The following is an 11,627-nucleotide window of genomic DNA, read 5'->3' on the forward strand; positions in this document are numbered from 1 at the left end:
GTGCCGCCGCTCACGCGCCGGGGCCGCCGGGCGGGTCGTCGTGCCGCGGGTCGGGGTCGTCGGGTGTGTCCAGGGTGAGGCCGAGGGACGGCGAGGGCTGCGGGCTGACCAGCCCGGGGGCCGGGGTGGCCGGGCCGGTGGGCGCCCCGGTGCTCGACGGGGAACCGGGCAGCAGGCCGTACGACGGCGCGCCGACCGTCGCAGTGGTGCCGTCGTGGTCGGGGTCGGCCGGGGGCAGCGCGGTGGCCGAGGAGGCGGGGGCGGGGACGATCCGGTCGTGGCGGACGTCGCGGCCGATCCGGCGTTCGATCCAGGTGCGTGTCAGGACGTCGACGATCGTGATGCTGGCGACCGCGCGAGGGGCCGGGGTCACGGCGACGACCTGGTCCGGCCGGTAGTCGGGCCAGGCGAGGCCGCGGGCGCCGATGCCGCCGTGGCCCGGGGCGGGCGGCCCGAGCGGGTTGCCGCAGGCGCAGCGCAGCCGGGGCATGCCCCGGTCATCCACGAGGACGGCGGTGCCGGCCTGGAGCACGGCCTGGTAGGCGGCGGCCTGCCCGTCGCGGTAGCCGTGGCCGGTGACCCGGGTGTCGGCGCGCAGCAGGACCGGGGCGAGGCCGCGCAGATAGCCGGGGAGGGCCGCCGCGGAGATCCCCTGCGCGCGGGCGAAGGCCCCGGCGCGGTCCCGGTCGGACCTCAGATAGGCGATCTGCCGTTCGATGTCGCAGCCGGAGACGCGCGCGGTGCCGCCGTAGAGGCCGGGGGTCGCCCCGGACAGTGAGCGCACCGCCCGCAGGGGCAGGACGGCGAGCACGGCGGGCAGCACCGGCTGGGGGATCGCGGCTGCGGCCGGTCCGGTGACGCTCGCACCGGGGACGGTCGGGGCGGCGGGCGCGGCGGGGACGACGACGCCGGGTGCGCGTGCGGGTGGGGCGGGAACGGCGCTCACACCCGGGTCGGCACCGCCCGCACCCGCGGACGCGCTCGGACGGCCGCTGCCCGCGCCGGGGGACGTGGCCGGGCCGGTGGTCTCCGGCCGGGCCGGGGGGATCGGTTCGGTGACCGTGGAGGCGGTGAAGGGGTCGGGACCTTGGGCGGCGGCGGGCTGGAGGTAGACCTCCACGCCCACCTGGGCCACCTTGTCGCCCGGGCGGACGCAGCCCGCCACGACGAGCATGACCGAGAGAGCCAGGGCCGTGACGATGGATCCGGCGGGTATCCGCACCGTACACTCCGCATCACTATGGGTTACTTCCCCCCTATTGTCTGCCTTGCACCCGTTTGGCTGGCAACTCGGGAGCGGTCATGATGGAGACGGCCCCGCGGTGTGGCCGCGACGAAGGGCGCGCAGCCGTGAACTGGTTCACCGCTCCCGACTACGGGATGAGCCGGCTGGTCCTCCAGCGGGCGCTGGCCGGGCTGTACCTCGTCGCCTTCCTGACGGCGGCCCGGCAGTTCCGCGCCCTGCTGGGCGAGCGGGGCATGCTGCCGATCCCCCGCTTCGTGGCGCGGGCGCCGTTCCGGCAGGCGCCCGGCTTGTTCCAACTGCACTACTCGGACCGCTTCTTCGCGGGCTGCGCCTGGACGGGCTGCGCCGTGTCCGCGGCCCTGCTGGCCGGGGCGGACTCCCTGCTGCCGCTCTGGGCCGGGATCCTGCTGTGGCTGGTGCCCTGGGCGCTGTATCTGTCGATCGTCAACGTGGGCCAGACCTGGTACGCGTTCGGCTGGGAGTCGCTGCTGCTGGAGACGGGGTTCCTGGCCGCGTTCCTCGGCAACGACGCGGTGGCGCCGCCGGTCGTGGTGCTGTTCCTGCTGCGCTGGATCCTGTTCCGGGTGGAGTTCGGCGCCGGGCTGATCAAGATGCGGGGCGACGCCTGCTGGCGGAAGCTGACCTGCCTCTACTACCACCATGAGACCCAGCCGATGCCGGGCCCGCTGAGCTGGTTCTTCCACCACCTGCCGAAGCCTCTGCACCGGGCCGAGGTCGCCGCGAACCACGTCACCCAACTGGTCGTCCCGGTGCTGCTGTTCACCCCGCAGCCGGTCGCCTCGGCCGCCGCCGCGCTGATGATCGTCACCCAACTGTGGCTGGTGCTGTCCGGCAACTTCTCCTGGCTGAACTGGATCACCATCGTGCTGGCCCTGTCGGCGCTCCGGCTCCCCGGCTCTCCGCCGTCCGCGCCCCCGGCTCCGCTCTGGTACGAGATCGTGGTGCTCGCGCTCGCCGCGCTGCTGCTCTTCCTGAGCTACCACCCGGTGACGAACATGATCTCGCGCCGCCAGGTCATGAACCGGTCCTTCGACCCGCTGCACCTGGTGAACACCTACGGCGCGTTCGGCAGTGTCAGCCGGATCCGTTACGAGGTGGTCGTCGAGGGCACGCTGGACGACGCGCTGAGCGAGGACGCGGACTGGCGGGAGTACGAGTTCCGCGGCAAGCCCGGGGACGTGCGGCACTGGCCGCGCCAGTTCGCGCCCTACCATCTGCGGCTGGACTGGCTGATGTGGTTCGCGGCGCTGTCCCCCGCCTACGCGGGCGACTGGTTCGGCGCTCTGGTGGAGCGGCTGCTGGAGAACGACCGCGACACCCTGCGGCTGCTGCGCCGCTCCCCGTTCCCGCCGGACACCCCGCCCCGCTTCGTCCGGGCCCGTCTCTTCCGCTACCGCTACACCACGTGGCGGGAGCTGCGGGAGACGGGCGCGTGCTGGGAGCGGACGTATGTGCGCGAGTACCTGCCGCCCGTCCGGCTGGCCGAACCGGCTCAGAGGCCGTAGACGCGCCGGGCCGTGCCCTCGAACACGGCCGTGTGCTCCCTCGCACCGAGTCCCGCGGTCAATTGCCTTGTCGATTCAATCACTTGGGCGTAGGTCGCCGACTGTGTACACACCGGCCAGTCCGAGCCGTACATCACGCGCTCCGGCCCGAAGGCCGCCAGGGCGGTCTCGGCGTACGGGCGCAGGTCGGCGACGGACCAGGTGGCGGGGTCGGCCTCGGTGACCAGGCCGGAGAGTTTGCAGACGGTGTTGGGCAGAGCCGCGAGGGCGCGCAGGTGCGTGGCCCAGGGTTCGAGGGCGCCGGAGGCGATGGGCGGCTTGCCCACGTGGTCGAGGACGAAGGTGAGTCCGGGGGCCGACCGGGCGGCCTCGACGCAGGCCGGGAGCTGGTGGGGCAGGACGACGAGGTCATGGACGAGACCGGCGTCCGCGAGCGCGGTCAGGCCCCGGCGTACGTCCGGGCGCAGCAGCCACCGCGGGTCGGGTTCGCCCTGCACCTGGTGCCGGATGCCCTTCAGGTGGGCGCCGCCCGGGAGCCGGCGCAGCCGGGCCAGTTCGTCGGCGATGTCGGGGCGGGTCAGGTCGGTCCAGCCGACGACGCCGGCGATCAGTTCGTGGCGGTCGGCCAGGGCCAGGAGCTCGGGGGTCTCCTCGGGCACGGTGACCGTCTGGACGAGGACGGTGCGGGTGACTCCGGCGGCGCTCGCCTCGGGTTCGAGGTCGGTGAGGGCGAAGTCCCGCCGCAGCGGGCTGTGTTCGGGGATCCAGTCCTGGTCCCGCACCGAGAGGTCCCAGACGTGGTGGTGGGCGTCGACGGTCACAGCAGCTCCCAGACGACGGGCAGCCCGGCGTCGGCGCCGCCCCGGGAGCAGTCGTGCACGGCGTCGAGCAGTTCGGCCATGCGGGCCTGCCAGGCCACGTTGACGGGCAACTGCTCCGGTTCGGCGAGCGGCCGGGCGCAGTCCTCGCATTCCAGCAGAGGGAACAGGTCGGTGCCTCCCCCACCCTCGGCTGCGCTCGCGCGGGGGGACCCCCACCGCCAGAGGGTGCACGAGGTGGCACCGGCGGCGCGGATGGCGGCGGTGAGCTCCTTCGGGACCTCGCGGTGGGCGGCCTCGTAGTCGGCGATCCGGTCGCCGCGGACCTTGGAGTGCAGGGCGACCCTCATGACGGGCCCTCCTCTCGGGGCAGCAGGCCGGACTCCCGCAGCTCCGCCCAGAGCGCGGCGGGCACGTCGGTGGCGAACTGATCGGCACCATCGTGCACCTCGGCCGCCGAGCGGGCGCCGACCAGCACGGAGGCGACGGCCGGGTGGGCGCCGGAGAAGGCGAGCGCGGCGGCCCGCAGGGTGGTGCCGTGCCGCTCGGCGATCGCCTTAAGGCGCCGGGCGCGCGCCAGCAGCTCGCCGGGCACCTGGGTGTAGTCGTACGTGGCTGTCGGCCTCGGGTCGGCCAGCAGGCCCGAGTTGAAGACGCCGCCGAGGACGACCGACACCCCGCGCTCGGCGGCCAGCGGGAGGAGTCCGGTGCCGGCGCTCTGGTCGAGCAGGGTGTACCGGCCCGCGCACAGGACCACGTCCACGTCGGTGTCGCGGACGAACCGGGTGAGCATCTCCGTCTGGTTCATGCCCGCGCCGATCGCGCCCACCATGCCCTCGGCGCGCAGCTTCTCCAGGGCCGGGTAGCCCTCGCGGAAGGCCTGTTCGGCGTGGTCGTCGGGGTCGTGCAGGTAGACGACGTCGACGCGGTCCAGACCGAGGCGGGTCAGGCTCGCCTCCAGGGAGCGGCGGACGCCGTCGGCGCTGAAGTCCCACACGCGGCGGTGGGTCGCGGGGACGGCGAAGCCGCTCGCGAGGTCGTCGCCGGTGCCGTCGGAGGGTTCGAGGAGCCGGCCGGCCTTGGTGGAGAGGGTGTAGTGGGTACGGTCGTACGCCCGCAGGGCCGCGCCGAGGCGGCGTTCGGACAGGCCGAGGCCGTAGTGCGGGGCCGTGTCGAAGTACCGGATGCCCCGCTGCCAGGCGGCCGTCACGGCCTGTTCCGCCTGCTCGTCGTCCAGCGGGGTGAAGAGGTTGCCGAGCGGCGCGGCACCGAGGCCGAGCGGGGTGACCGCGACGCCGCTGCGGCCCAGCGTGTTCACCGTCCCGCCGGGCGCAGCCGCAGGCCCTGCATGCCGCCGTCGACGGCGAGCGCGGTGCCGGTGGTGGCGCCGGACAGGGGGCCGGCCAAGTAGGCGATGGCGCCCGCGACTTCGGCAGTGGAGACGAGGCGACCGGTGGGCTGGCGGGCCGCCAGGGCGGCGCGCTCGGCGGCCGGGTCCGGGGCCGCGTCCAGCAGCCGGCCGACCCACGGGGTGTCCACCGTACCGGGGTTGACGCAGTTGACGCGGATGCCCTCGCGGACGTGGTCGGCGGCCATGGCGAGGGTCAGGGAGTACACGGCGCCCTTGGTGGCGCTGTACAGGGCGCGGTGCGGGAGTCCGGCGGTGGCCGCGATGGAGCAGGTGTTGACGATCGCGGCGTGGGAGGAGCCGCGCAGATGTGGCAGGGCGGCGCGCGTGGTGCGCACCATGCCGAGGACGTTGACGTCGAAGACGCGGTGCCACTCGGTGTCGTCGTTGTCCTCGACCGTGCCCTGGGCGCCGATGCCGGCGTTGTTGACCAGGACGTCCAGCCCGCCGAGGTCCTCGGCGGCGCGCTCGACCGCGGTGCGCACCGAGGTGTCGTCGGTGACGTCGGCGCGGTACGCCAGGAGCGGCTTGTCGACGCCGCTGAGGTCCCGGTCGAGGACGGCGACCTGGGCGCCGCGGGCGGCGAGGAGGTCGGCGGTGGCCCGGCCGATGCCGGAGGCGCCGCCCGTGACCAGGGCCTTCATACCCGCGAAGTCGCTCATGCGGCCTGTCCCTTCTGGGTGTCGGGGTCGGCGGCCCAGTAGGTGCCGCCGGGGTACGTGTAGCGTGCGACGGACTCCGGGCGCAGGGCGGCCGAGAAGCCGGGCCCGGTGGGCGCCGTGTAGTGGCCGTCGCGGATGACGACCGGGGTGACGAAGTGCTCGTGCAGGTGGTCGACGTACTCGACGACCCGGTCGTCGGTGGTGCCCGAGACGGCCAGGTAGTCGAACATCGAGAGGTGCTGGACGAGTTCGCACAGTCCGACGCCGCCCGCGTGCGGGCAGACGGGCACGCCGAACCTGGCGGCGAGCAGCAGGATCGCGAGGTTCTCGTTGACGCCGGCGACGCGCGCCGCGTCGATCTGGACGATGTCGAGGGCGCCGGCCTGGAGCAGCTGCTTGAACATGATCCGGTTGTGGACGTGTTCGCCGGTGGCGACCTTCACCGGCGCCACGGCTCGGCGGATCGCGGCGTGGCCGAGGACGTCGTCCGGGCTGGTGGGCTCCTCGATCCAGTACGGGCGGAACTCGGCGAGGGCCCGGGTCCAGCGGATCGCCTCGTCCACGTTCCAGCGCTGGTTGGCGTCGACGGCGAGCCGGATGTCGGGTCCGATCGCGGCGCGGGCGACCCGGCAGCGCCGGATGTCGTCGTCGAGGTCGGCGCCGACCTTCAGCTTGATCTGGGTGAAGCCGTCGGCGACGGCCTGCGCGGCGAGGCGGCCGAGCTTGTGGTCGTCGTAGCCGAGCCAGCCCGGAGAGGTGGTGTAGGCGGGAAAGCCGCGCTCCAGCAGCCTCGCCCGGCGCTCCTCGGCGCCTTCTCTCCCCCTTCTGAGCAGGTCGAGGGCCTCGTCGGGGGTGAGGGCGTCGGTGAGATAGCGGAAGTCGATCTGGGCGACCAGCCACTCGGGCTCGGCGTCGGCGAGCAGTTGCCACAGCGGTTTGCCGGCCCGGCGGGCGGCGAGGTCCCAGACGGCGTTGACGACGGCCCCGACCGCCATGTGCATCACGCCCTTCTCGGGGCCGAGCCAGCGCAGCTGGCTGTCGCCGATCAGGTCCCGGAAGAGCGAGCCCGGGTCGGCGCACAGCCCGGCCACGTCCCGGCCGAGCACATGGTCGCGCAGCGCGTCGATCGCGGCGACCTGGACGTCGTTGCCCCGCCCGATGGTGAAGACGAATCCGTGTCCCTCGATCCCGTCGGCGGCGTCGGTGCGCAGCACGACGTAGGCCGCCGAGTAGTCGGGGTCCGGGTTCATCGCGTCGGAGCCGTCCAGCTCGCGCGAGGTGGGGAAGCGGATGTCGTGGGTGTCGACCGCGGTGACGCGGGCGGGGGCCTGGGACACTGAAGTCCTTTCGGTCGTCGGATTCGTGACGGTCCGTCGTCTGCGGCAGGCGTCAGTCCTGGGCGCGGCCCGTCGTCACCCGGGCGATCATGAGGGCGACGAGGATGATGCCGCCGTAGATGGCCTGGATCCAGAACGAGGGGACCTGGGCGAGCGTGAGCAGGTTCTGTACGACGCCCAGCAGCAGGACGCCGGTCAGGGCGCCGAACATGGTGCCCTTGCCGCCGTCCAGGCTGATGCCGCCGATCACCGCGGCCGCGAACACGGTGAAGATCATGTTCTGGCCCTGGTTGGCACTGATCGCGCCGACGTAACCGGTCTGGAGCAGGCCGCCGATCGAGGCGAGGACACCGGCGACGACGTACACGCCGAGCATGACGCGGTCCACGCGGACGCCGGCTGCGCGGGCGGCGTCCGCGTTGCCGCCGATCGCGTAGAGGGCGCGGCCGGTGCGGTGGTACTTGAGCAGGAACCCGGTGACGGCGAAGGCGACCGCGGCGAGCCACACGGACAGCGGGACGTTGAGGAAGGTGGTGGTGGCGAGCGAGTAGAAGCTGTCGGGCATGCCGAACAGGGTCTTGCCCTTGGTGGCGCCGACGAGCAGGCCGCGCAGCACGATGAGCATCGCGAGGGTGACGATGAAGGCGTTGAGCCGGAGCTTGACGACGAGGACGCCGTTGAAGGCGCCGATGGCCGCGCCGACCACGGGGATCGCGAGGAGGGCGAGCGCGGTCGGCCACGCGGTGCCCCAGCCGGACTGGGCGGCGGGCAGCACCAGCAGGGCGCCGACGGCCGGGGCGATGCCGACCACGGACTCCAGCGACAGGTCGAACTTGCCGGTGATCAGGACGAGCGACTCGGCGAGCACGACCATCGCGAGCGCGGCGGAGGCGCCGAGGACGGAGATCAGGTTGCGCTCGGTCAGGAAGGAGTCGTTGACCATGGCGCCGAGCACCATGAGCAGCAACAGCGCGGGGACGAGAGCGAGTTCGCGGGCCCGGCGCAGCAGCACGGTGCGGGCCGACCGCGCGTCCGGGGTCTTGGTCGGCGCGAGCGGCGGGGCCGCCCGGGTCTCAGCCATGGTCAACTCCTTCGATGGAGGCGATCAGCTCGTGGTCGCGCCAGCCGGCCCGGTGCTCGGCGACGACCCGGCCGTGGAAGAGGACGAGGACGCGGTCGCAGCGGCGCAGGTCGTCGAGTTCGTCGGAGACGACGAGGACGGCGGTGCCGTCGTCACGGGCGTCGTCCATGCGCGCGAGCAGCGACTCCTTGGACTTCACGTCGACGCCGGCGGTGGGGTTGATCAGGACCAGCAGGCGGGGGTCGCAGGCGAGGGCGCGGGCCATGACGACCTTCTGCGCGTTGCCGCCGGACAGGTCGGACACGGGCTGGTCGGGACCCTCGGTGTGGATGTCGAGGCGGTCGATCAGGCCGGCGGCGAAGCGGCGCCGCCGGTCGGTGGCGACGAACCCGGCCCGGCCGAGCCGGTCCAGCACGCTGAGCGTGGCGTTGTCGCCGATGCTCATGCCGGACACCAGTCCCTGTTCGTGCCGGTCGCGCGGGACGCAGCCGATCCCGGCCCGCAGGGCCGCCCGTACGTCGCCGAACGGCAGCCGCTCGCCGTCCAGTCGGGCGGTGCCGCCGGTCGGGGTGTGCAACCCGGCGAAGGATTCGGCCAGTTCGGTCTTGCCGCTGCCGCTGGAGCCTGCGAGTCCGACGACCTCGCCGCGCCGCACGGTGAGGTCGACGTCGTCGTACGCCGGTGAGGAAAGTCCGCTCGCCTCCAGCAGGACCGGGGCGTTCTCCCCGGCCCGCCGCCGCGGTACGGCCTGTTCGGCGACGGACTCCCCCGCCATGGCCTCCACCAGGGCCGCCTTCGGCAGGTCGGCGACCGGGGCGGTGGTGATCCACCGGGCGTCGCGCAGCACGGTGACGGTCTGGCAGACCTCGTACACCTCCTGGAGGTGGTGCGAGATGAACAGGAAGGTGACGCCGGAGTCCTGGAGGGAGCGCATGCGGGTGAAGAGCCGCTCGATCTCCCGGTTGTCGAGCTGGGCGGTGGGCTCGTCCAGCACGATGAACCGGGCGCCGAGGCTCAACGCCCGTGCGATCTCGACCATTTGACGGTCCTCGACCCGGAGGTCGGCGGTGCGGGCCTCCGGGTCGACGTGCACGTCCCAGGTGCCGAGCAGCTCGGCGGCCTCGCGGCGCAGCCGGCGCCAGCTGATGAGACCGCGGCCGGTGGGCTGCCGGTTGAGGAACAGGTTCTCGGCGACGGTCAGTTCCGGGACGACCGTCGGCTTCTGGTAGACGCAGGCGACCCTGCGGCGCCAGGCGTCCCGGTCGGCGAGGGCGGGCGCGGGCGAGCCGTCGAAGCGGACGGTGCCCTCGTCCGGGGCCTGGAGTCCGGTGAGGACGCCCACCAGGGTGGACTTGCCGGCACCGTTGCGGCCGACGAGGGCGTGGGACTCGCCGGCCACGACGGTGAGGCGGCCGTCGGCGAGGGCGACGGTGGGGCCGTACCGTTTGACGATGCCCTCTGCTTGCATCAATGGCGTGGTCATTCGACGGTGTTGCCCCACAGCGCGGGGTCGTCGACGTTCGCCTTGGTGACCAGCGGCGCGGGCAGTTGGTCCTCCAGGATGCCGCTGGGCAGTCTGACGATCGTGGAGCCGTGGTCGGTGGGTCCGGGCTGGAACGCCTTCCCGGCCATGGCCGCCTTGATGTAGTACAGGCCGTAACGGGCGTAGGCGTCGGCGGGCTGGGAGACCGTGGCGTCGATCTGGCCCTTGCGGATGGCGTCGAACTCCTGCGGGATGCCGTCGTTGGAGACGATGGTGATGTGGCCCTGCTGCCCGGCCGTCCTGAGCATGTTCTTGGACTTCAGGGTCTGCAGGGTCGGCGCGAGGTAGACGCCGCCGGCCTGGAGGTAGATGCCCTTGATGTCGGGGTTGGCGTTCAGCAGGGTGTCGAGCTTGGCGGCGGCGGTGTCGGACTCCCACTTGGCGGGGATCTCCAGCACCTTGAGCTTCGGGTACTTCTTCCGCACGCAGGTCCGGAAGGCCTCGGAGCGGTCGCGGCCGTTGACCGAGGCGAGGTCGCCCATGATCTGCACGACCTTGCCGCCGCTCACATGCTGTCCGAGGTAGTCGCAGGCCTTCGTGCCGTAGGCGACGTTGTCGGCGCGCACCACCATGGCGACCTTGCCCTTGTCGGGCGCGACGTCCACGGCGACCACGGGGACGCCTCTGCGCTCGGCCTGGTCGAGCCCGGCCTGGACGGCGGCGCTGTCCAGCGGGGCGACCACCAACCCCTTGACGCCCTGGGTGAGTTCGTTGTCGATGTCGGTGATCTGCTGCGAGGGGTCGCTGTTGGAGTTGACGGTCTTCAGCACCTGGACGCCCTCGGACTTCGCCATCTTGGGCACGTAGTCGTTGTACGACTGCCAGAACGGCGAGGTCAGCAGCGGCAGGATCACCCCGACCTTGCCGGTGCCCCCGCCGCCCCCGCCGCCCGCGCCGGCCGCGCCGGCCGTGTCCTTGGTGCTGCCGCAGGCGGCGAGCATGAGCGAGGCGCCGGCGGCCAGGGCCGCCACGCCGATGATCCGTGACCGCTTGCGCTTCCTCACTGTGCTGGCGGGCATCTCGCGGCTCCTCGTTGAGGGTGTTCGAGCAGACGCCGCATACTTATCAGACCAATGAGCCGAGTCAACACCCTCGTGCACGGATAATTCGAGGATTTCGGCCGTAGTGGTCGGACCACTCGGCTGGTTAGACTGCGGCACACCGGGGGGAAGGAGGAGCGACGTGGACGCGGAAGAAGTGCCGCAGAAGGGCACGGTGACCCAGCGCGCCATCGAGGAGATCAAGGCGATGATCGCCGAGGGCCGGCTGGAGCCGGGCCAGCGGCTGCCCACGGAGCGGGACCTCGCGGCCCGGCTGGGGATCTCGCGCAGCTCGATGCGGGAGGCGATCCGCGCGCTGACGGTGCTGGGCGTCCTGGAGGCCCGGCACGGCTCCGGCATCTACGTCACCGCGCTGGAGGCCGGCGATCTGCTGGAGACCTTCGGGGTGGTCGCCGACCTGTCCCGGGGGCCGCGGCTGGTGGAGCTGCTGGAGGTGCGGCGGATCCTGGAGTCGACGGCGACGGCACTCGCGGCCGCGCGCATCACCGACAGCCAACTCACGGCAGTCGAGGAGCACTTGACGGCGATGAACGCCACCGACGACCCCGAGGAGATCCTCGCCCACGACCTCGCCTTCCACCGCGAGATCGCCGCGGCGGCGGGCAACGAGACGATGGCCGCGATCCTGGAGGGGCTGTCGTCGCGCACCTTCCGGGCCCGGGTGTGGCGGGGCTACCAGGAGGAGGGCGCGTTCGCGCGCACCCGGCGCGAGCATGCCGCCATCCACCGGGCCCTCGCCGCCCGGGACCCGGAGGCGGCGAGGGCCGCCGCGGCGGCCCACGTCGGCGAGGTGGAGGAGTGGCTGCGGGCCCAGCTCGGGAGCTGAGCGCTCCGCTGGAAGTACCGCGATGGGCCGTCGTTCGTCTGCGGCGCCGTCGTGGCCGGTCGCGCCCACGCGGCGGAGCCGCATGTTGATGGAGCCCCGGGCCCCTCGGGGCACGGTCG

11 protein-coding genes are annotated in these 11,627 nt (G+C 73.0%); 2 read left to right on the forward strand and 9 right to left on the reverse strand.

Annotated elements, in window-relative coordinates; genetic code table 11:
- Window positions 1-10: 10 nt before the first annotated feature.
- Window positions 11-1,222 carry a DUF6777 domain-containing protein gene (locus ACZ4MF_RS10250; protein WP_467491592.1) on the reverse strand — a complete coding sequence of 404 codons (1,212 nt, stop codon included), beginning with the start codon at window positions 1,220-1,222 and terminating at the stop codon, window positions 11-13.
- A 128-nt stretch (window positions 1,223-1,350) separates the two neighbouring features.
- Here ACZ4MF_RS10250 and ACZ4MF_RS10255 point away from each other — a divergent pair, with 128 nt between their 5' ends.
- On the forward strand, window positions 1,351-2,772 hold the full coding sequence (locus ACZ4MF_RS10255) for a lipase maturation factor family protein (protein ID WP_356033927.1): 1,422 nt from the start codon (window positions 1,351-1,353) through the stop codon (window positions 2,770-2,772).
- On the opposite strand, the gene ACZ4MF_RS10260 is transcribed toward ACZ4MF_RS10255, so the two are convergent.
- Genes ACZ4MF_RS10260 through ACZ4MF_RS10295 form a run of 8 tightly spaced genes read right to left on the reverse strand, consistent with a single transcriptional unit; the run spans window position 2,760 to window position 10,640 of the window.
- The gene (locus ACZ4MF_RS10260) at window positions 2,760-3,593 is read right to left on the reverse strand and encodes an amidohydrolase family protein (RefSeq protein WP_467491593.1); all 834 of its coding nucleotides are present in this window, start codon (window positions 3,591-3,593) and stop codon (window positions 2,760-2,762) included. The two genes, ACZ4MF_RS10255 and ACZ4MF_RS10260, sit on opposite strands and share 13 nt — an antisense overlap.
- Window positions 3,590-3,940, reverse strand: coding sequence for an L-rhamnose mutarotase (locus tag ACZ4MF_RS10265; protein ID WP_467491594.1), 351 nt, complete (start codon window positions 3,938-3,940; stop codon window positions 3,590-3,592). The genes ACZ4MF_RS10260 and ACZ4MF_RS10265 overlap by 4 nt, the downstream gene beginning before the upstream one ends.
- Complete coding sequence (locus ACZ4MF_RS10270) at window positions 3,937-4,908, reverse strand: aldo/keto reductase (RefSeq protein ID WP_467491595.1); 972 nt, start codon at window positions 4,906-4,908, stop codon at window positions 3,937-3,939. Before ACZ4MF_RS10270 ends, ACZ4MF_RS10265 begins: the two co-directional genes overlap by 4 nt.
- On the reverse strand, window positions 4,905-5,660 hold the full coding sequence (locus tag ACZ4MF_RS10275) for an SDR family NAD(P)-dependent oxidoreductase (RefSeq protein WP_467491596.1): 756 nt from the start codon (window positions 5,658-5,660) through the stop codon (window positions 4,905-4,907). The genes ACZ4MF_RS10270 and ACZ4MF_RS10275 overlap by 4 nt, the downstream gene beginning before the upstream one ends.
- Entirely contained in the window at window positions 5,657-6,997 is a 1,341-nt protein-coding gene (locus tag ACZ4MF_RS10280; protein ID WP_467491597.1) for an L-fuconate dehydratase, read from the reverse strand. The genes ACZ4MF_RS10275 and ACZ4MF_RS10280 overlap by 4 nt, the downstream gene beginning before the upstream one ends.
- A gap of 52 nt (window positions 6,998-7,049) precedes the next feature.
- Window positions 7,050-8,078 (reverse strand): ABC transporter permease, encoded by a 1,029-nt coding sequence (locus tag ACZ4MF_RS10285; RefSeq protein ID WP_467491598.1) that lies wholly within the window; start codon window positions 8,076-8,078, stop codon window positions 7,050-7,052.
- Window positions 8,071-9,561: a sugar ABC transporter ATP-binding protein gene (locus ACZ4MF_RS10290; RefSeq protein WP_467491599.1), complete on the reverse strand. Its 1,491-nt coding sequence runs from the start codon at window positions 9,559-9,561 to the stop codon at window positions 8,071-8,073. The genes ACZ4MF_RS10285 and ACZ4MF_RS10290 overlap by 8 nt, the downstream gene beginning before the upstream one ends.
- On the reverse strand, window positions 9,558-10,640 hold the full coding sequence (locus tag ACZ4MF_RS10295) for a sugar ABC transporter substrate-binding protein (protein ID WP_467491600.1): 1,083 nt from the start codon (window positions 10,638-10,640) through the stop codon (window positions 9,558-9,560). The genes ACZ4MF_RS10290 and ACZ4MF_RS10295 overlap by 4 nt, the downstream gene beginning before the upstream one ends.
- Window positions 10,641-10,803: 163 nt before the next feature.
- Between ACZ4MF_RS10295 and ACZ4MF_RS10300 the strand changes: the two genes are divergently transcribed.
- Window positions 10,804-11,508 (forward strand): FadR/GntR family transcriptional regulator, encoded by a 705-nt coding sequence (locus tag ACZ4MF_RS10300; protein ID WP_467491601.1) that lies wholly within the window; start codon window positions 10,804-10,806, stop codon window positions 11,506-11,508.
- Window positions 11,509-11,627: the final 119 nt, after the last annotated feature.

The sequence above is a fragment of the Streptomyces sp. NPDC025793 genome, from assembly GCF_055558375.1.